23 protein-coding genes are annotated in these 19591 nt (G+C 59.8%); 13 read left to right on the forward strand and 10 right to left on the reverse strand.

Going from position 1 to position 19591, the window contains the following annotated elements; translation table 11 throughout:
- Positions 1-85 precede the first annotated feature (85 nt).
- Both kdgD and QD357_RS10690 read left to right on the forward strand, forming a co-directional pair.
- The gene (kdgD, locus tag QD357_RS10685) at positions 86-991 is read left to right on the forward strand and encodes a 5-dehydro-4-deoxyglucarate dehydratase (protein WP_414124275.1); all 906 of its coding nucleotides are present in this window, start codon (positions 86-88) and stop codon (positions 989-991) included.
- Positions 988-2121, forward strand: coding sequence for a mandelate racemase/muconate lactonizing enzyme family protein (locus QD357_RS10690; protein WP_414124276.1), 1134 nt, complete (start codon positions 988-990; stop codon positions 2119-2121). Before kdgD ends, QD357_RS10690 begins: the two co-directional genes overlap by 4 nt.
- A 101-nt stretch (positions 2122-2222) precedes the next feature.
- On the opposite strand, the gene QD357_RS10695 is transcribed toward QD357_RS10690, so the two are convergent.
- From QD357_RS10695 to QD357_RS10705, 3 genes are all read right to left on the reverse strand, one after another.
- Positions 2223-2969, reverse strand: coding sequence for a histidine phosphatase family protein (locus tag QD357_RS10695; protein ID WP_183938117.1), 747 nt, complete (start codon positions 2967-2969; stop codon positions 2223-2225).
- A gap of 106 nt (positions 2970-3075) precedes the next feature.
- Complete coding sequence (locus tag QD357_RS10700) at positions 3076-3915, reverse strand: endonuclease/exonuclease/phosphatase family protein (protein WP_183938118.1); 840 nt, start codon at positions 3913-3915, stop codon at positions 3076-3078.
- Between the two features lie 124 nt (positions 3916-4039).
- On the reverse strand, positions 4040-5503 hold the full coding sequence (locus QD357_RS10705) for a phospholipase D-like domain-containing protein (protein ID WP_183938119.1): 1464 nt from the start codon (positions 5501-5503) through the stop codon (positions 4040-4042).
- Between the two features lie 332 nt (positions 5504-5835).
- Here QD357_RS10705 and QD357_RS10710 point away from each other — a divergent pair, with 332 nt between their 5' ends.
- The 6 genes from QD357_RS10710 to QD357_RS10735 all read left to right on the forward strand — a co-directional run bounded on the left by QD357_RS10710 (position 5836) and on the right by QD357_RS10735 (position 8623).
- Positions 5836-6147 (forward strand): DUF2934 domain-containing protein, encoded by a 312-nt coding sequence (locus tag QD357_RS10710; RefSeq protein ID WP_183938120.1) that lies wholly within the window; start codon positions 5836-5838, stop codon positions 6145-6147.
- A gap of 264 nt (positions 6148-6411) precedes the next feature.
- Complete coding sequence (locus QD357_RS10715) at positions 6412-6564, forward strand: hypothetical protein (protein WP_183938121.1); 153 nt, start codon at positions 6412-6414, stop codon at positions 6562-6564.
- Positions 6565-6640: 76 nt separating this feature from the next.
- Positions 6641-6955 carry a plasmid stabilization protein gene (locus tag QD357_RS10720; RefSeq protein WP_183938122.1) on the forward strand — a complete coding sequence of 105 codons (315 nt, stop codon included), beginning with the start codon at positions 6641-6643 and terminating at the stop codon, positions 6953-6955.
- Between the two features lie 30 nt (positions 6956-6985).
- Positions 6986-7276, forward strand: a complete 291-nt coding sequence (locus QD357_RS10725; protein WP_414124277.1) for a DUF3175 domain-containing protein — start codon at positions 6986-6988, stop codon at positions 7274-7276.
- A gap of 28 nt (positions 7277-7304) precedes the next feature.
- Entirely contained in the window at positions 7305-8042 is a 738-nt protein-coding gene (locus QD357_RS10730) for a glutathione S-transferase (RefSeq protein ID WP_414124279.1), read from the forward strand.
- On the forward strand, positions 8039-8623 hold the full coding sequence (locus QD357_RS10735) for a methyltransferase family protein (RefSeq protein WP_183938125.1): 585 nt from the start codon (positions 8039-8041) through the stop codon (positions 8621-8623). Before QD357_RS10730 ends, QD357_RS10735 begins: the two co-directional genes overlap by 4 nt.
- Here the strand turns inward: QD357_RS10735 and ligD are convergent.
- The 5 genes from ligD to QD357_RS10760 all read right to left on the reverse strand — a co-directional run bounded on the left by ligD (position 8620) and on the right by QD357_RS10760 (position 13277).
- Positions 8620-9507: a non-homologous end-joining DNA ligase gene (ligD, locus tag QD357_RS10740; RefSeq protein WP_414124280.1), complete on the reverse strand. Its 888-nt coding sequence runs from the start codon at positions 9505-9507 to the stop codon at positions 8620-8622. The two genes, QD357_RS10735 and ligD, sit on opposite strands and share 4 nt — an antisense overlap.
- 102 nt (positions 9508-9609) lie before the next feature.
- A complete protein-coding gene (locus tag QD357_RS10745; RefSeq protein WP_183938127.1) occupies positions 9610-10404 on the reverse strand; it encodes an SDR family NAD(P)-dependent oxidoreductase in 795 nt (264 codons plus the stop codon).
- 157 nt (positions 10405-10561) lie between these two features.
- Positions 10562-11767: a 3-oxoadipyl-CoA thiolase gene (gene pcaF, locus QD357_RS10750; protein WP_414124281.1), complete on the reverse strand. Its 1206-nt coding sequence runs from the start codon at positions 11765-11767 to the stop codon at positions 10562-10564.
- 116 nt (positions 11768-11883) lie between these two features.
- Positions 11884-12573 carry a CoA transferase subunit B gene (locus QD357_RS10755; RefSeq protein WP_183938129.1) on the reverse strand — a complete coding sequence of 230 codons (690 nt, stop codon included), beginning with the start codon at positions 12571-12573 and terminating at the stop codon, positions 11884-11886.
- Positions 12570-13277 carry a 3-oxoacid CoA-transferase subunit A gene (locus QD357_RS10760; protein ID WP_183938130.1) on the reverse strand — a complete coding sequence of 236 codons (708 nt, stop codon included), beginning with the start codon at positions 13275-13277 and terminating at the stop codon, positions 12570-12572. Before QD357_RS10760 ends, QD357_RS10755 begins: the two co-directional genes overlap by 4 nt.
- Positions 13278-13427: 150 nt before the next feature.
- On the opposite strand from QD357_RS10760, the gene QD357_RS10765 reads away from it, so the two are divergent.
- Positions 13428-14183, forward strand: coding sequence for an IclR family transcriptional regulator C-terminal domain-containing protein (locus QD357_RS10765; protein ID WP_414124282.1), 756 nt, complete (start codon positions 13428-13430; stop codon positions 14181-14183).
- A 237-nt stretch (positions 14184-14420) separates the two neighbouring features.
- Here QD357_RS10765 and QD357_RS10770 read toward each other — a convergent pair whose 3' ends face one another.
- On the reverse strand, positions 14421-15308 hold the full coding sequence (locus QD357_RS10770) for a helix-turn-helix domain-containing protein (RefSeq protein WP_183938304.1): 888 nt from the start codon (positions 15306-15308) through the stop codon (positions 14421-14423).
- Between the two features lie 112 nt (positions 15309-15420).
- On the opposite strand from QD357_RS10770, the gene pobA reads away from it, so the two are divergent.
- Positions 15421-16593, forward strand: a complete 1173-nt coding sequence (gene pobA, locus QD357_RS10775; RefSeq protein ID WP_414124283.1) for a 4-hydroxybenzoate 3-monooxygenase — start codon at positions 15421-15423, stop codon at positions 16591-16593.
- Between the two features lie 5 nt (positions 16594-16598).
- Here pobA and pcaQ read toward each other — a convergent pair whose 3' ends face one another.
- The gene (pcaQ, locus tag QD357_RS10780) at positions 16599-17525 is read right to left on the reverse strand and encodes a pca operon transcription factor PcaQ (protein WP_183938133.1); all 927 of its coding nucleotides are present in this window, start codon (positions 17523-17525) and stop codon (positions 16599-16601) included.
- A gap of 93 nt (positions 17526-17618) precedes the next feature.
- Here pcaQ and pcaD point away from each other — a divergent pair, with 93 nt between their 5' ends.
- The 3 genes from pcaD to pcaH are packed head-to-tail and all read left to right on the forward strand — an operon-like array spanning position 17619 to position 19591.
- On the forward strand, positions 17619-18428 hold the full coding sequence (gene pcaD, locus QD357_RS10785) for a 3-oxoadipate enol-lactonase (RefSeq protein ID WP_414124284.1): 810 nt from the start codon (positions 17619-17621) through the stop codon (positions 18426-18428).
- The gene (gene pcaC / locus QD357_RS10790; protein WP_183938135.1) at positions 18425-18829 is read left to right on the forward strand and encodes a 4-carboxymuconolactone decarboxylase; all 405 of its coding nucleotides are present in this window, start codon (positions 18425-18427) and stop codon (positions 18827-18829) included. Before pcaD ends, pcaC begins: the two co-directional genes overlap by 4 nt.
- A gap of 12 nt (positions 18830-18841) precedes the next feature.
- Positions 18842-19591: a protocatechuate 3,4-dioxygenase subunit beta gene (gene pcaH / locus QD357_RS10795; protein ID WP_414124285.1), complete on the forward strand. Its 750-nt coding sequence runs from the start codon at positions 18842-18844 to the stop codon at positions 19589-19591.

The raw sequence follows: 19591 nt of genomic DNA on the forward strand, positions 1-19591 counted from the left end.
CAGATATATGATAAGAGATTGACTGTTATCATATGTCCTCTATGTTCCCATCAATTCATACGGATTTTGGAGGATCCTCGTGTCCATGGACCCGTTAGCTCTCAAGGCGGCACTTGGCGCCGGGCTCTTGTCTTTTCCCGTGACGCCGTTCGACAAGGACGGCAGCTTCAACCGGGCTGCCTATAGCGATCATGTCGGCTGGCTTTCGGGCTTCAAGGCAAGCGTGCTTTTCGCCGCCGGCGGTACCGGCGAGTTCTTCTCGCTGGCGCCGGATGAAATCCCGACCATTGTCAGCGCCGCAAAGGCCGCCGCAGGCGATACGCCTATCGTCGCGGGTTGCGGTTACGGCACGCGCATCGCCGTCCAGATCGCCCAGTCGGCGGAGAAAGCCGGTGCCGACGGTATCCTGCTCCTGCCGCATTACCTGATCGATGCGCCGCAGGACGGCCTGTTCCAGCATATTGAGGCGGTCTGCGATGCCGTTTCGATCGGCGTCATGGTCTATAACCGCGACAATTCCATCCTGACCGCCGAAACCCTTGCGCGGCTCTGCGATGCCTGCCCGAACCTCGTCGGTTTCAAGGACGGCTCCGGCGATATCGGCCTAGTGCGCAAGATTACCGCGACAATGGGCGAGCGACTGACCTATCTCGGCGGCATGCCGACGGCCGAGCTTTTCGCCGACGCCTATCTCGGTGCAGGCGTCACAACCTATTCCTCGGCGGTCTTCAACTTCGTGCCGGCCCTGGCGCAGAATTTCTACAAGGCGCTGCGCGCCGGCGACACGGCGACGACCAACATGCTGCTGGTCGATTTCTTCTATCCTTTCATGAACATCCGCAACCGTCAGAAGGGCTATGCAGTATCGGCCATCAAGGCCGGCGTCCGGTTGCTCGGTTTCGACGCCGGCTCGGTCCGTCCGCCGCTGACCGACCTGACCGAACAGGAGGTCGCCATGCTCGATGATCTGATCAGGCCGTACCGCCCATGAAAATCTCCGCTGTCCACACCCATCTGCTCGACCATAAGCTGGATCACGCCTTCGAAAGCGCCTCCATGCGCTTCGACCGTCGCCAACATTGCCTCGTCGAAATCGTCTGCGACGACGGCACCATCGGCTGGGGCGAATGCCTCGGCCCAGCCGGGCCTAACGCCGCCGTCGTGAAAGCCTACACCCCTCGCCTTCTCGGCCGCGATCCGCGTGATACGGAGGTGATCTGGCTCGAACTCTACAATCTGCTGCGCGATCAGGGCCAGCGTGGCCTGACGGTGACAGCGCTCAGCGGCATCGACATTGCGCTCTGGGATATCAAGGGCAAGCATCACGGCACCTCGGTATCGCGCCTGCTCGGCGGCCGCTTCCGCGAGGATGTGAAGGCCTACGCCACCGGCTCCTTCCGCAAGGACGGCGTCGACCCGGTTTCCGATATCGCCGCCGAAACCGCCGCCTATGTCGCGCATGGGTTCCATGCGGTGAAGATCAAGATCGGCTTCGATGTCGAAGAGGATATCGCCGTCATCCGCGCCGTGCGCGAAGCGATCGGCCCGAATATCCGGCTGATGATCGATGCCAATCACGGCTATGATGCGCTGGAAGCCTGCACGGTCGGCAATGCCGTTGCGAAATACGGTGTCGATTGGTTCGAGGAGCCGGTCATTCCGGAACAACTCAGCGCCTACCGCGCGGTACGCGCCGGCCAGCCAATCCCGGTCGCCGGTGGAGAGACCTGGCATGGCCGCTTCGGCATGCGCGAACCGCTGGAAACCCGGGCCGTCGATATCATCCAGCCCGATATTTGCGGCACCGGCGGCTTCAGCGAAATGCGCAGGATCGCCGACATGGCCGCCATCAACGGCGTTCGACTCGTCCCGCATGTCTGGGGAACTGGCGTTGCTATCGCTGCCGGCCTGCAGTTCATCGCCGCCCTACCCCCGGACCCGCCGCGCCGCAATGGCCGGCCGCCGATCCTGGAGTTCGACCGCACGCACAATCCCTTCCGCCAAGCTGTGCTGACAAAACCGCTGGATCATGTGAACGGCGTTGTCACCATTCCCGATGGTCCGGGTCTCGGTATCGAGATCAACCGCGATGCGCTGGAGCAATATCGGCTGAAGGATTGAACGGCTGAAAGCTCGGCATTGTTGTGGCCTCAAATCGACTGTTTTGGGCCACTCCAGGCCGAACTCGCATCAGCGCTGACGTTCGGCTACGAAATGCGTGATCATCCAGTCTTGGCGGTAACCGCCAGCTCCGAACCATAGGCGTCCTGCAATTCGCCGTCCTGCTCCTTTGCCCGGTCGACGGCCTTGTGGATCAGGGTTGACGTATAACCTTCCGCAGCAGAGCCTTCGATCAAAGTGACATCCGCATTTCCTGGATTGTCCGAGCGTTCGAACCAATCGACGGAATGGTGCAGGAAATTCATTTCGAACGCCCGGTTGGTAACGCCGTGGCCAACGATGATMACGTTGTTTCTGCCATGCCTGGCCTCGTGCATGACGGTCAGGAGGAACAGGCGAACCCGCTGCGCCACATCCGCCCTGCTCTCGCCATCGGGAGGCCTCGCGTAGAATTTCCCATTGTTATTGCGCAGCCTAGCCCATTTTTCGAATTCCTCGGGAAACTTCCGCTTCTGTTCGGCATGGTCGTAGATTTCGGTGAAGAGGCCGAAATCCTGTTCCCGCAACAGATAGTCCTCGCGAACGTCGGCGATCAACTCGCTCGGCAAAACTTCGAGCAAGGCGTCCTTGCTCTGCTGCGTCCTGAGATAGGGCGAGTACCAAATGCTCAGTTTCGGTAATTCAGCGCTTGGCCGGCCTTCGAAATGGGATGCGATCACGCGCCCGGCTTCCAGCACCTGCCGATAGCCCCACTTCGTCAACGGAACATTGTGATCACCGAACTGCCGGTAAGCCTGCTCGCTGATGTTGCCAAGGGATTCGCCGTGCCGAACGAGAAAGATATGCATCAACAGTCCGCATTGTCCGATCTGAAATCGAAGCCATCATGAAGGGGAAGCGCAGAGCCTGCAACGCTATAGCACAACCGCAGCCAAATAACGTGCCATGTCCCAGTCAAGCGGACTCGGCTCGTGCCTCCGTTTCGGCCCTCAGCGTTTCCGGATTGATAACTGCCTTGATCGGCAGGTGATCCGAGGCAACACGCGCCAATGGCGAGTCATGAACCTCCACCGTTGAGATCAGCCCGCGGCGATTGGCCATGATGCGGTCCAGCGCCAGAAGCGGCAGGGTGGAGGGAAAGCTCGGCACCGCCGGGGGCAGCGGGCCAAAGGCAGCCTGGAAGGTGTTGAGCGACGAGCGGTCGCCGAGCCGCCATTCGTTGAGGTCGCCGAGAAGGATGGTCGGCGTGTCGTTCTCKGTGCTCATCAGGTCGACGATCAAACGCGCCTGCTGGGCACGCGAGCTATGCAGCAGCCCGAGATGGGCGGCGATGATCCTGAGCGCGCCGCCGCGGGCCAGTTCGATTTCGGCGAGCAGCGCGCCGCGGGGCTCGAGCCCCGGCAGGTTAATCTGGTGCACATCGCGTACCGTACCCTGCTTGAACAGCACGACATTGCCATGCCAGCCATGCGCTTTAGTCGTGCCCGCAACGGGTACGGGAATAAGGCCGGTTTCACGCTCGAGCCGCCGCAGGTCGAGTAGGCCGGTACGCTCACCGAACCGCGTGTCGGCCTCCTGCAGGCCGATGACGTCGGCATCGATTTCATGGATGACCCGGCTGATCCGCTCCGGATCGAAGCGGCGATCGGCGCCGACGCATTTGTGGACATTGTAGGAGGCGATCAAGGTGCCTTCCGGACGGGCTCGTTCACCTGCATGCGCCGTCCGCAACTTCTTTCTGTTCTTCAAGGTCTCGAAAATGCTTGTACGGAGACTTTCGTTTTTTTTCCGCATCTGTCCGTCGACCATTTCCGTTGTCAAAGCCTGCCGAGCTGCATCTTCAGGAGTATACGGAGTGATTGCCGGGCTTGTCATGTGAAAAGGCTTGTCTGTAGAAAGACGGCCAGCGCCGTTTTGTTCAGAGATAGGGTGAACCGAGCCACAGAACCTTTTCAATCAAGCGGACGATGAAGGGGCGTGCGCGGAGCTTGCCGAGTTCGACCGGGATGGCCGTTTCAAGGATCGCGGCGATGCGCGCATCGACCGCGCCCGCGAAACCGCGATCCATCACCTCGAGGTCGACTTCGAAATTCAGCCGCAGAGAGCGCGGATCGAGATTGGACGAGCCGACATAGGCCCAGGTGCCATCGATCGTCAGCAACTTCGAATGATTGAAAGGGCCGTCGGCGCGCCAGATGCGGCAATAATCTTTCAGCATCTGATCGAACTGCGCGGTCATTGCCCGGTCGACAAGCACGAGATTGTTGGCGGCCGGCACGATGACATCGACTTCGACGCCGCGTCTCGCCGCCGTCACTAGCGCGCTGATCAACTCGCGATCTGGCAGGAAATAAGGCGACATGATGCGGATCGAGGTGCGAGCGACCGAGAATGCGCCGATCAGCATCTTATGGTTCGTCTCAACGCTGCGGTCGGGTCCGGAAGCGACGACGCGCATGAAGACCGGCGCGCCGGGCTCGTTCGCGGGCGTTGCAATCCGCCAATGATCACCGCTCAGCACTTCGCCGGTGGCAAAACGCCAGTCTTCGGCGGCGGTGTTGAAGAGATCGGCGACGGCGGGACCGGTGACGCAGAAGTGGGTGTCGCGGGCGCAATGATCGCTTGCGAATTCCCGGGTGAAACCCTGACGGATATTCATCCCGCCGGTAAAGGCGATACGACCATCGATCGCGAGGATTTTGCGGTGGGTGCGCAGATTAGCATAGGGCAGCCTAAGCCCCATGATCACATTGCCGTTGAAGACGTCCATCTGCACGCCGCCTTCCTTCAGATAGCCCATGATGCTCGGCACCGAATAGCGGGCGCCTACGGCGTCGATCAGCACGCGCACGCTGACGTCGCGTTTGACGGCCTCGATCAGCGAGCCGGCGATACGCAGCCCGATCGGATCGCGGTCGAAAATATAAGTTTCCAACAGGATGCTGCGTTCGGCGCCATCGATGGCAGCTTTCATCGCAGCATAGGCGACATCGCCGCTCTCCAACATCTCGATGGTGTTACCAGTGCTCATCGGATAGCGCGCCACGCGGTCGCCAAGAGTCTTCATGGAACCGAAGCGCTCGCCAAAAAGCCTCCGCACGATATCGCCCTGCGCGTCGAAACTGGCGAGTACGCCCGAGGCGTTCTTCTGGAATAGGACATTGCGCTGCGAACTAAGCGATGCACGGCGGATGCGGTTGATGCCGGCCACCGCATAGAGCAGAGCCCCGACGATGGGCGAGAGGATGATGACGCCGACCCAGCCGATCGCCGCGCGAACCTCCTCCTTCGTCATCGCCGCATGGATGGCGGCTGCCGCCCCCATGGCGATGGACAGGACAGCGAGGATTTGGCCCCAATGGGCAATCAGCAAGTCAAACATKGGGCGAGTATAACTTTGCCCGTGAAAGCTGCAATCGATCGCAGGCTCTATTTCCGGTCCCCTCGATAGAAGACCTTGTGAAAAGGCTGTGTATTAGAAGTTTTAAATTGAATGACGCGCCGGCTGTCGCCATATTGACGGTTCGGTCGCTTCGCCGTCGTCTACCACGGTACACCTGCTTTTTGTGCGAAGCACCTGCCGCAGCCTGAGCGTTGGGACAGGGAGAGTTTCTCCATGGCCCCTCAGAGCCTGCTCGGGAAGGCATGAAGCCCGCGGTTCCAAAACGGGCATTTTCATCAACCATGTTCAATGATGCAAAACGGAGAACGGCAATGTTGGAATCCCGAGACGAATGGATCAAGAAGCGCGCCTACGCCATATGGGAGGAAGAAGGATATCCTTCCGGCCGTGATACGGTTCATTGGGAGCAGGCGAGCAGCGAGCGTATCGCGCTTGAGAAAAAGGCAAGCAAGAAAGAGAAGGTCGACGCTAAGCCCAAGACGGACGCTAAGCCTAAGGCAGATGCCAAACCCAAGATAAAGGGTAAGGCGGCGACCACTGTCATGGCTGCGGCAGTCAACGGCGGTTCGACTAAGGTCTCGCCGAAACGGCCGTCGAAAAAGACCGGTGACGCGAAGATTTGACGTATACTTTACGGCTGATMATACGGCCGATGACACTAACGGCCCGGCCTATAGCACCGGGCCGTTGTCTTTTGGCGGCACGTTACAAAATTTCCCAAGGATTTCGGTAAATTATGCGTATCGCGTGAATAGATGTCACATACCGATGGTACTCGATGAAGAGGGAGCTCGCCATGGGTAATAACGATATGAATCGCGTTGAAGTCTTCGTTCTGGCTGTCGCCGGGGCGAGCTGCCGCGTCATGGCTATACTGATGTAATTCCATGCTATCGCTCCTCGTTCTCGCCATCCTTTATTTCTTTGCGGCGCTGGTTCTGATCCTCATCATCGACCGTTCCGTCGGCATCATGTTCCCCGCATCGGTTGATGATGCGGGCACTGCCGCGGCGCCATCGCTTCCCGATGTTTCGAACTGATCGCGTATTCCGCTGAAACCGGAACTTTTTCCGCGGCGCTGGGTTGGCTTTCTCATAGGCAATAAGGAGAAAGACCATGCCACGAGGAGACAAATCCGCGTACACCGACAAACAGAAGCGCAAGGCTGAACATATCGAGGAAAGCTATGAAAGCCGCGGCGTTCCCGATGAAGAAGCCGAACGTCGTGCCTGGGCCACCGTGAATAAGGAAAGCGGCGGCGGTAAAAAATCCGGCTCCGGCCGAGGCCACAGCGAAAGCCATGCATCCTCTGAAAAAGGCGGACGCATTGGCGGCAAGGCATCGGCGAGCCGCCCTGCGAGCGAACGTTCCGCATCGGCAAAGAAGGCCGCGGCAACGCGCAAGCGCAACGAGCACCGCGCTCATCACTGACATCATATTCTTGAGGAAGGGAGCCCTGCTATGGCCCGGTCCCAAAAGAAGAAATGGTCACATGATGTGACTGAGAACAGCGACGCCTTGGATTTGAAAGACGGCATCTTCAAATCGCGCGATCCCAAGGCCATAGCCGACTCTCTCAAGCATTCCGCAGAGGCGAGCGATCGCCGCAAATCCAGCCCCTTCCGTTCCGCCATGTCGATGCTAAATTTCTATATCAATCGCGCCGGCAGCCATCTCAGCAAGCGGCAGAAAGAGACGCTCGAAGCCGCCAAGGATGAGTTGTGCAAGGATTTTGGCCGCGAACAGAAATAGACCTGCAACGGGACGGAAGGATTCTTGAATGCCCTATGAGCTTTATTATTGGGACGGCATCCAGGGCCGTGGCGAGTTTGTGCGCTTGGCGCTCGAAGAAGCGGGGGCCGACTATATCGACGTCTGCCGCGGTCCGGCGAGCGAAGGCCAAGGCATTCACGCGATGATGGCGGTGATGAAGAGCAAGTCCGAGGCGCATATCCCGCTGGCTCCGCCCTTCCTGAAGGACGGCGACCTCTTCATCTCCCATGTCGCCAACATTCTGATGTATCTCGGGCCTAAGCTCGGTCTGACGCCGGAGGATCAGGGCGCGCGCCATGTCGTGAACGGCCTACAGCTCACGATCACCGATCTTGTTGCCGAAGTGCACGATACGCACCACCCCATCGCCACCTCGAAATATTATGAGGAGCAGAAAGAGGAAGCCAAGGCTCGTGCGGCCGAATTCATCGATAACCGCATGCCGAAATTCCTGGGTTATTTCGAACGCGTCCTGCGGCAAAACCCGAAAGGACCGGCCCATATATTCGGCGATCGGCTCACCTATGTCGATCTGTCATTGTTTCAGGTGTTCGAGGGGCTTCGCTACGCCTTTCCCCGTGCGACGGCGCATTTGACCACCCAATATCCGCATCTGGCCGCCCTGCATGATGCTGTCGCGGAACGACCGAACATCGCCCGCTATCTCAAATCCGAACGCCGCATTCCCTTCAACGAAGATGGTATCTTCCGGAACTATCCCGAGTTGGATAAGAATGCGGCATGAGCGAAGCAACATTGCTGGCCCTGTTCCTGCCGGTCTGCTGGGGCATTTGGGCACTGATTTGGTTGATCGCATCGTTCCGCGTCAAGAAGACGACGCGGAGCGAGGACCCGTTGTCGCGGATGTCGAATACGGCACCAATCTGGATCGGCGCATTTTTGCTGGCGGTGCGGCCGTCCTGGCTCGGCCCCCTGTCGTTCCGGCTCGTCCCGCAAAATCTGGCCTATTATGGCATTGGCGCGGTGCTGACCATCATCGGCCTCACCTTCGCCGTCTGGGCGCGTTATCACATCGGCCGTAATTGGAGTGGCGTGATCACCGTCAAGGAAGATCATGCGCTGATCCGCACCGGCCCCTACGCCATCGTTCGTCATCCAATCTATTCCGGACTGCTGCTTGCCATCATCGGCTCGGCACTCGCCCGCGGCAATATCGCCGCGATGCTGGCGATCGCGTTCATGCTGTATGCCGTTTTGCGCCGTGTCAGTATCGAGGAGCGCTGGATGGGCGAGACATTCGGCCAAGCCTATGCCGACTACAAAACCAAAACGCCGGCGCTGGTACCGTTCGTTGCATATGGCTAGCTCTTCAGCGGTTCAGCCGCCTCGAAGAAATCGGCCCACGGGTCGGCGGAGCGTTCGTCGAGCCGCGAGGCCGCATTTTTCACCTTAAATGAAGACGGGCCGGTGCGATCCGTCAAGTCGTCCCATGCGAGCGGCATCGACACCGCCGCTCCCGGCCTTGCGCGCGTCGAATAGGGTGCGACTGCCGTGTTGCCACGGCCATTGCGCAGGTAGTCGATGAAGATGTGGCCGGTCCGTTTCGCCTTCGCTGCAACGGAGAGGTATTTTTCCGGATTGTCGGCACTCATGCCCTCCGCGATTGCCTCCGCCGCGACTTTGACATCCGGCCATGTCGCCTTCGGCTTGAGAGGGGCGACGACATGCAACCCCTTGCCGCCGGAGGTCTTGACGAAGGAGGCGAGGCCCAAAGCCTGGAGCCGTTCCTTTATTTCCTTCGCCGCCGCGATGACCGCGCTCCAGGCGACATCTTCGCCGGGATCGAGATCCATGATGATCATGTCCGGCTTCTCCCAATGTGCCGTCGTCGTGCCCCAGGGGTGGATTTCGAGCGAGGCGGATTGGACAAGTGCAACAAGGCCGTCGAAATCCTTGATCCGCAGCAGCTTTTCACCGCCCTCGTTTTCTGGATCGACTATCTCTTCAATATGCGGATTGATGCCTTTCCAAGCATGTTTCTGGAAGAAACGCGGACCCTTTATACCATCCGGGCAACGCAGCAATGCCAAGGGCCGATCGACCACGAAGGGCGCCATACGCGACCAGGCAAGCGCATAGTAATCGACAAGATCCTGTTTGCTGACGCCGTCATCCGGCCAATAGATCCGCTCCGGATGTGTCAGTTGCACGGAGGTCTTCGCAAGGTTCTGAGTGGGCGTCTTTGCCATGCCGCGTACGCTCCATCATGGATGTGCACATCGCCCTAAAATGACTGTGCCGGGTAAAGGTTACCATTGCCCGGCACAAAAAGTCGATCGCTGGCCCTCGCCTCACGGCATGAGCTGGCCGCCGTTGACCTCGATGACCTGCCCGGTGATGTAGCCGGAGAGGGTCGGAGAAGCCAGGAAGAGGTAGGCGCCGACGCAATCTTCCGATGTGCCGACAAAGCCCATCGGGATGGTCTTGCGCTGCAGTTCCATCTGCTCGTCGTTGGTATAGCGCTCATGGAAAGGCGTGGCGATGACGCCTGGCGCCACGGCATTGACGCGGATCTTGTCGGCGACGAATTCCTTGGCATGACCATGGGTGATGGTCGAGACGAAGCCCTTGGATGCCGCGTAGAGGATCGCGCCGTTGCCGCCGCCATTGCGGGCGGCGATCGAGGTGGTGTTGATGATGAAGCCGCCCTGCTTTTTGAGATAGGGATGCGCGGCGCGCGTGGCGGCGAGGACCGAGCGGGCGTTGAGGTTCATCACGCGCTCATAATGTTCGTCAGTCATCGCCGAGGTCGGCAGGCGACCGAGCATGCCGCCGGCATTGTTCACCAGACCGTCGAGGCCACCGAACGCTTCCGCTGTCTCATTGACGACGCGTTCGGTCTCGCCATCCTGCGAAACATCACCTTGGACCAGATGCACATGGCCACCGCCGGCGGTGATCTCCGCCGCCAACTTTTCGGCCGGCTCACGGCTKGCGTTGAAATGGATGCCGACTTTCATCCCTTGCTGCGCAAAAGCCCTGGCAAGGGCCGCACCGATGCCCGTGGACGCGCCGGTTATTAGTACCCGTTTGCCAGCGAGATCGGGAATGCGGATGGACGCAAGTAGTTGCGCGAGTTCTGCCATGACGACTCCTCCAGAATGTCAAAAAAAGGTCAGGGAGAAAGATAGTTGGTATTGGTAATATCATTCGAAACCGCGGCCAGGCAATGCATTCGGCGCAAACAAAAAGCGGGCGGCCGGGAAAACTCCCCGCCGCCCGCCGTCAAATTCCCGTGATGCCTCAGACCCGTTCGAGCGCGATCGCGATGCCTTGGCCGACACCGATGCACATGGTCGAGAGCGAGTAACGTCCGCCGGTCTCCTTCAGTTCCAGCGCCGCCGTGCCGGTGATGCGAGCGCCGGACATGCCGAGCGGATGGCCGAGCGAGATGGCGCCGCCATTGCGATTGACCCGGACGTCGTCATCGGCAATGCCGAGTTCGCGCAGTACGGCAAGACCCTGCGAGGCGAAGGCTTCGTTGAGTTCGATGACATCGAACTGCTCTTGTTTCAGGCCGAGGTGGGCCATGAGCTTGCGGGATGCCGGGACCGGGCCGATGCCCATGATGCGCGGCGGCACGCCGGCGGCGGCCCCGCCGAGGATGCGGGCGATCGGCGCCAGACTGTATTTCTTCGCTGCCGCTTCCGAGGCGATGATCAGCGCTGCGGCGCCATCATTGACGCCGGAGGCATTACCGGCGGTCACGGTACCGCCCTCCTTTTTGAAGGGCGTGCCGAGCTTTGCCAGCGCTTCCATCGTCGTTGCGCGCGGATGTTCGTCCTTGCCGACGACGATCGCATCGCCCTTACGCTGAGGAATGGTGACAGCGGTGATCTCCTTGGCGAGACGGCCATTTTCCTGCGCTGCCGCAGCCTTGGCTTGCGAGCGGACCGCGAAAGCGTCCTGGTCTTCGCGGCTGACCGTGTAGTCTTCGGCGACATTCTCCCCGGTTTCCGGCATGGAATCAACGCCGTATTGCTTTTTCATGAGGGGATTGATGAAGCGCCAGCCGATGGTGGTGTCATAGATTTCGGCATTACGGGAAAAGGCGCTGTCGGCCTTGGGAATGACGAAGGGCGCGCGCGACATGCTTTCGACGCCGCCGGCGATCATCAGCTCTGCCTCGCCGGCGCGAATGGCACGGGCCGCCGTGATGACGGCGTCCATGCCCGAGCCGCACAGGCGATTGATCGTCGTACCCGGGACGGAAACCGGCAACCCCGCAAGCAGCGTCACCATTCGGGCGACGTTTCTGTTATCCTCGCCCGCCTGGTTGGCGCAGCCGTAGATTACATCGTCGACGGCTTCCCAATCGATGGAACCATTGCGCGCGATCAACGCCTTCAGCGGCACGGCGCCGAGATCGTCGGCACGAACAGAAGAAAGCGAACCACCGAAACGGCCGATCGGCGTGCGGATATAGTCACAGATAAAGGCTTCGGTCATGGGTCTTCTCCCTGCTGCACGTCGGGCAAAAATATGCGGCGATTTGCGATAACGACATGCGAAATTATTATAAGCTTAAAGCATATCGAGCGAATCCGAAAGATCGCAACGTGCTTTTAGAGCGTCGGCACGACGAGGTCGGCAACGGGGCGGTCGGTATGGAGCGGAGCGCCGGTCATCGCCTGCAACTCGTTCATCGTCATGGCAGCGAGCTTTTCGCGAACGACGAAACCTTCCTTGGCAATGTCGATAACCGCATGGCTCGTATAGACCCGGGTGATGCAGCCGACGCCGGTTAGTGGGAAGGTGCAGGCCTCCACCAGTTTCGGCTTGCCGTCCTTGGTGACATGTTCGGTGATGACGAAAACTTGCTTGGCGCCGTGCACCAGATCCATGGCCCCGCCAACGGCAGGCACGCCCTTGGAGCCGACGCGCCAGTTGGCGAGGTCGCCATTCTGCGCCACTTGGTAGGCGCCGAGGATTGCGACATCCAGATGGCCGCCGCGCACCATGGCGAAACTATCGGCGTGATGGAAGAAGGAGGCGCCGGGCTTTAGCGTCACGGCCTTCTTGCCGGCATTGATCAGATCCCAATCTTCCTCGCCCTCCGCGGGCGGCTCGCCGAAGTTCAGGATGCCATTTTCGGTGTGGAAGATCGCCTGACGGCCTGGAGGCTGGTAGCGGGCGACCATTTCCGGAAAGCCGATGCCAAGATTCACATAGGCGCCATCCTGGATATCCTGAGCCGCGCGCCAGGCGATCTGGGCGTTGGAGAGTTTGATGTCTTCGCGTGTGTCGATGGTCATACGTATACCATTCCGGCTCGAATGAGGTCTTCTTCTTGTTGCGGATCGGCGACTTCCACGACGCCGTTGATGAAGATGCCGGGGGTAATGATGTGCTCCGGATCGAGCTCGCCGGCGGCGACGATTTTCGAGACCTGCGCGATCGTTTTGGTCGCGGCCATGCACATCAGCGGATTAAAGTTGCGACCGGCCTTGTTGTAGATGAGATTGCCCTGCACATCGCCGACATGCGCTTTGACGATAGCGAAATCCGCCTTGAGCCAGCGTTCCTGAACATAGTGTCGGCCGTCGAATTCCGCGATGACCTTGCCGCTCGCAAGTTCGGTACCGTAGGCGGTTGGAGTGTAGAAAGCCGGAATGCCCGCACCGCCGGCACGGATGCGTTCGGCGAGAGTCCCCTGAGGCACCAGTTCCAGCTCGATTTCGCCGGCCAGATAGCGGTCCGTGAAAGCGCGTGGATCGGATGAGCGCGGGAAGGAGCAGATCATCTTCCTGACCATGCCGGCATCGATCATCGCCGCGATGCCGATACGCCCGTTGCCGGCATTGTTGTTGATGACGATCAGGTTCTTCGGGCCTTTATCGATCAGCGCATGAATGAGTTCGATCGGCGCGCCGGAGCCACCGAAACCGCCGATCATTACGGTCGCGCCATCGCCAATATCCGAGACGGCAGCCGTCGTGCTCGCAATTGTCTTGTCCATAGGGATTCTCCCGTTTGCCCTTGCGGGCGGATTGGGGCGCCCCGCCCTCTTCTTTTGAATAGATCAGCATGGGTTGGGCGGCAATCATTTTGTGCGGTATTTGACTTTTGTTCATATATCGCACAAAATGTTTCCGCGTGAGGGATGACTATGCGTGAAACCGATTTTGTAAGCAGCTTTGCCAAAGGATTGAACACAATCGAAGCTTTCGGCGAGACCCGTCAAAGACTGTCGATTGCCGAAGCGTCAAAGCTAACGGGGCTGGACCGTGCCACGGTCCGCCGCTCGCTACTGACGCTCGCTGAACTCGGCTATGCCGAATACGACGGAAAGTTCTTCACGCTGACGCCGAAGATCTTGCGGCTCGGCCACGCCTATCTGTCGGCCACGCCGCTTCCGACGATCATCCAGCCCTATCTCGATCAGCTCTCGGAGCGGGCCGGTCACAATGCATCGGCTTCGGTGCTGGACGGCACCGAAATCGTCTATATCGCCCGTGCGTCACAACGCCGGGTGATGTCGATCAATCTCACTCCCGGCAGCCGCCTGCCCGCCTATTGCGCCTCCATGGGGCGGGTCCTGCTGAGCGGCTTGCCAGAAAGCGAGGCGCGCGCCGTGCTCGCCCGCTCGGAGATCAAGGCCAATACAGCGAACACCAAGACGGATACCGAAATGTTGATGGCTGAGTTTCGCCAGGTACGGGCGCAGGGTTATGCCGTCATCGACCAAGAGCTGGAAATCGGCCTCTGCTCCATCGCCGTTCCAGTGGAGAACGATCGTGGGCAGGTGGTCGCTGCCATCAATATCGGCGCACCAGCCGCTTACGTAGCCGCGGCCGATATGGCGGAACGTTATCTGCCGCTGCTGCGGGAAACGCAGAAGATGTTGCGACTGGTTCTGCGTTAGCCTTCACGTCCCTCGGGGCCATCCTCGTGGTTCGAGGGTCGCTCCTTCGACAAGCTCAGTCGCTCCCACCTCTGGATGAGGATGGAGCGAGCCTCGTCTTCGATATGGCTTACTGCGTTTTGATGTCGGAGTGAGGAGGTAGCCCTCATGGTGAGGTGGCGCGCAAGCGCCCTCGAACCACGAGGGCGGATGGTTGGTTCCTTATTTTCCGTCCATTGGCATAGGCGATTGCCTTGCTCACATTCCGAGCCTCTCTCGTTCCTCAATTCGCCATGCGCGCGGTGCCTGGCCGGTTTGCTTGACAAAGAAACGTGAGAAGTAAGTGGGATCGGTAAAGCCCAGGCGATAGCTGATCTCCTGCACGCTGCCCAGGGTAAAGACCAGTTCGCGCTTGGCCTCGTCGACCAGCTTGCGGGCGATGAGCTCATGGGCGCCATGGCCGGTTTTGGCGCGTACGATGCGGTTCAGATGTGTCGTTGAGATACCAAGCGCTTCGGCATAAAAGGCGGCAGTCTCATGCGAACGGAAATGGCGCTGAATGAGGCCGTAGAGCATCTCCATCCGCCGCTCACCTTCATCGGACGCACCCTGTCCTTCGCCTCCCTGCTGGGAAAGACGAGCGGTCAGCAGCAGCGCCGAGGTCAGATAGGCTTCGAGCAGGTCATTGCGGCCGCTGCGGCGATTGGCGAATTCCTCTCCAAGGCGCTTCAAAGTTCCGGCGACATGAGCGGCGTCGCCATTGCCCATATCGAGTGGCGTCAGATGCGGCGCCCCMAGCCATTCGCCAAACCGGCTACGGTCACCGGGCGCTGCCTTGAGATGCGAGATCAGCACGGTGATGACGAAGCCATCAATGTCCCTGGAGAAACGGAAGCCGTGATTGAGACGCGGCGGGATGGTGATGACAGCCGGGGGCACGATGGCGTGGCTTTCGCCATCAAAAATCGCATCTCCGGACCCGGCATCTATGTACAGGATCTGAAAGAAGCGCTCATGGCGATGCGGTCGGATTTCCCAATGGTGCAAGCTGCTGCGCGACGGGATTGTTTCGCAATGCAGCCAGAAATCCGGTTTTTTGCCAGCATTTTCGCCGTAGAGTTCATAGGTCGGCACCGATTTCGACACGGCTCTCCCCTTCACCATGTTCGATTTGTGCAATTTCTTGGGTGAAATGTCCATTGTTGGCATTCGCTCCACCGCGCAGAATTGGAAAAAAGACGAAGCGCGGGAGGAGATCATGCGCACTCAGGTGGCCATCATCGGTTCGGGCCCATCCGGCCTGCTCCTTGGCCAATTATTGACGGAAGCCGGCATCGACAATGTCATCCTCGATCGCGTCGGCAAGGACCATATCCTCGGACGCGTCCGGGCCGGCGTTCTGGAGGAAGGCACGGTGGGGCTGATGGATAAGGCGAAATCCGGCACGCGTCTGCATGCCGAAGGCCTGCCGCATGACGGCTTCTCGCTGGCCTTCGACGGCCGTGATCATCGCATCGATCTCCATGGCCTCACCGGCGGCAAGCGCGTCATGGTATACGGCCAAACGGAACTCACCCGCGATTTGATGGCTCACCGCGAACAGAGCGGCGCCTTGACGATCTACGATGCGGCCAATGTTCAGCCCCGTAATTTCGACGGAAGCACACCCTATGTCACCTACGAGAAAGATGGCGTAAGCCACCATATTGATTGCGATTTTGTCGCCGGCTGCGACGGTTTTCATGGTGCGAGCCGCAAGGCGGTTCCGGAAAAATCGATGCGCAGCTTTGAGAAAATCTATCCCTTTGGCTGGCTCGGGCTGCTCGCCGACGTTCCGCCGGTCAATCACGAACTGATCTATGCCAACCATCCGCGTGGTTTTGCGCTCTGTTCGATGCGGTCGATGACGCGCAGCCGCTATTACATACAATGCCCGCTGGACGAGAAGATCGAAAACTGGAGCGACGCTCGCTTCTGGGACGAGCTGCGCCGCCGCCTGCCGGCGCACCATGCCGAAGCGCTGATCACCGGGCCTTCATTCGAGAAATCGATCGCACCGCTGCGCTCCTTCGTCGCCGAGCCCATGCGCTTCGGCCGCATGTTCCTCGTCGGCGACGCTGCGCATATCGTACCACCGACTGGGGCCAAGGGGCTCAACCTTGCCGCAAGCGATGTGCACTACCTCTTCTCGGGCCTTGCCGAACATTATCAGGATCGCTCCAACGCTGGCCTCGACGCCTATTCCGCCCACGCCATTGCTCGTGTCTGGAAGGCCGTGCGCTTCTCCTGGTGGATGACGACGATGATGCATCGTTTCCCCGACACCAGCGATTTCGACCAGAAGATCCAGGAGGCGGAGCTGGATTATCTCACCCATTCCCGCGCCGCCTCGACCGCTCTCGCGGAAAACTATGTGGGTCTGCCGTATTAGGCAGCTCAGCTCTTCTTGGCGACTTCGATTGCCGCCTCCCGGATCGTCTGCATCAGGATCGACAGCGGCATGGTGGGAATGGCGTCGGTGCGCATGGTGAGCCCTACGGGGCCTTTCGTTTCGCTGGCGTCGATCGGCAGCAGGCTGAGCAAACCATCCTCGACATCGCCGGCGACGACGCCGGTCGAGATGATCCAGACGGCGTCGCTCGATCGCACGAAGGCGCGGCCGAAGGAATCCGATACGGTCTCGATCTGGTTTGGCAGGCTGGAGACGCCATTGGCGATCAGGAAGCTCTCGACAAAGGGCCGAATGATCGAGCCGCGTGTCGGCATCAGGATCGTGTACTTGCTGAGATTAGAAAACAATGATTGTTTCGCCGCAAGCAGCGGATGCCCTGCCCGCACCACGAAGACCACCTGCTCAGAATAAAGATGCTCGAAGGAAAAGCCAGCCATCTTGTCGGGACCGGCCAGGCGGCCGACGACGAGATCGAGATCGCCGACGCGCAGTTGCTCCAGCAACACCGCGTTTTCGCCGGTGACGATCTTGATGCGGCTCCAGGTTTGCTCCTTCAGGAACAATTCCATTGCCCTCGGCATGATCCGCGTCGAAACGGTTGGCAAGGCACCGATCCTGATCGGCGGTGCTTCGCCAGACCGCTCCTGCGAAATAGAGTCGAAACCCTGCCTGAGCGCCGTAAGCGCCGCCCCGGCATGGCGCAGGAAGACCTCACCGTAGCGTGTGATCTTGATGCCGCGCCCGTCGCGTTCGAAAACAGCGACGCCCAGCGCCTCTTCCAGCTCGCGGATAGTCTTGGTCACCGCAGGCTGGCTGACATGCAGGAGTTCGGCCGCCTTGATCACGCTTTTCTGGCGCGCGACCTCGACAAAGGTCTGGAGATGGCGGAATTTGACGCGGAAGTCGATCATGGTTTTCATAACCCTGGAGTTATTGAAAAGCCATGAAATATCATTTTACCTAACCAGATTAAACATCCAATCTCGTTGTCGAGGAGATTTCCAGTGCAGTTCGCCCGTATCAACAACGTTACGATCCACTATCAGATCATCGGCGCTGCCGGCGACAAGCCGGTGCTTGTCTTTATCAATTCGCTCGGCACTGATTTCCGGATCTGGCGTGATGTGATCGTGCGGCTGGCCGGCGATTTCGCCATCGTGCTCTACGACAAACGCGGCCATGGCCTCTCCGATCTCGGCCAGATGCMCTACACGATGGAGGATCATGCCTCCGATCTTGCCGGACTGCTGGACCTGCTTGCGGTGAAGAACGCCGTTATCTGCGGGCTCTCGGTCGGCGGACTGGTTGCGCAATCACTTTATCGGCAGCGGCCGGATCTGGTGCGGGCACTKATCCTTTGCGACACGGCCCATAAGATCGGCACCATCGAGAGTTGGAGCAACCGCATCGCCAAGGTCGAGGCTGAAGGTATCGAGTCGATTGCCGACGGCATTCTCGAGCTTTGGTTCACGCCGGCCTTTCGCCGTCCTGAAAATACTGCCTTCGGCGGCTATCGCAACATGCTGATCCGCCAGCCGGTGGAAGGCTATGTTGCCACTTGCGCCGCTCTTCGCGACGCCGATTTCACCGAGGCGGCGAAGAAGATCGCGGTGCCGACCATCTGCATCGTCGGCGATCAGGACGGCTCGACCCCGCCGGAACTGGTGCTGTCGACCGCCAAGCTCATTCCGAACGCGCGCTATGAAGTGATCAAGGATGCCGGACACATCCCTTGTGTCGAGCAGCCCGAGGCACTGACCGCGATTATCCGCGCTTTCATCGATTTCGCCTTGCATGGAGAAAAAGGCCCATGAATGATCCCCTCGCCCCGTCCGAGCGCTATCTCCAGGGCATGGCGACGCGCCGCGCCGTTCTTGGCGACGACCATGTCGACCGCGTCCAGTCGGGATCGACGGATTTCGACCGGCCGTTCCAGGACCTGATCACGGAAGCGGCCTGGGGGCATGTCTGGTCACGCCCGACACTCAGCAAGCGCGAGCGCTCGATCGTGACGATCGCGCTTTTGGCGGCGCTTGGCCAGGATGATGAGGTGGCGATGCATGTTCGCGCCACGAGCAATACCGGCGCGACGCGCGACGATGTCTGCGAGGCGCTGTTGCATGTGGCAATCTATGCCGGCGTGCCGGCTGCCAATCACGCGATCAAGATCGCCAAGCAGGTTTTCGACCAGATGGACGCCGAAAAGGCGGCGTGAAACGAGGCAAATATGTCCGACAAAACCAACAGCAAACCGGAAACCGGCGCCTTTTTCGCCCGCGATCGTGCCTGGCATCCACCGGCCTTCGCGCCCGGCTACAAGACCTCGGTTCTTCGCTCGCCGCAACGCGCGCTCCTGTCGCTGGACGGAACGATCTCCGAAATCACCGGGCCCGTATTTGGACATTCCATTCTCGGCGAACTGGACAACGATCTGATCCATAACTTCGCCAAGCCGGGCGAAAGCGCGATCGGCGAGCGCATTATCGTGCATGGCCGTGTGCTGGATGAGCGGGGCCGGCCGGTTCCGGGCGTCCTGCTCGAATTTTGGCAGGCCAATGCCGGTGGGCGTTATCGCCACAAGAAAGAAACCTATCTTGCCGCCATCGATCCGAATTTCGGCGGCTGCGGCCGTGCCATCACCGATGAGGACGGTCATTATGCCTTCCGCACGGTGCGGCCAGGCGCCTATCCCTGGCCGAACGGCGTCAACGACTGGCGGCCGGCGCATATTCATTTCTCGGTCTTCGGCCACGGCTTTGCGCAGCGGCTGATCACGCAGATGTATTTCGAGGGCGATCCGATGATCTGGAAATGTCCGATCGTCGGCACGATCCCGGACAAAGCGGCGATTGAGCAGCTCATCGCGCCGCTCGACTGGGGTAATACGATCCCGATGGACGCCCGCGCTTATAAATTCGATATTGTGCTGCGCGGCCGCCGCTCGACGCTGTTCGAAAACCGGCTGGAGGGCAATTGA

It is taken from the genome of Rhizobium sp. BR 317, assembly GCF_047445835.1.
Lineage (GTDB): Bacteria > Pseudomonadota > Alphaproteobacteria > Rhizobiales > Rhizobiaceae > Rhizobium > Rhizobium paranaense.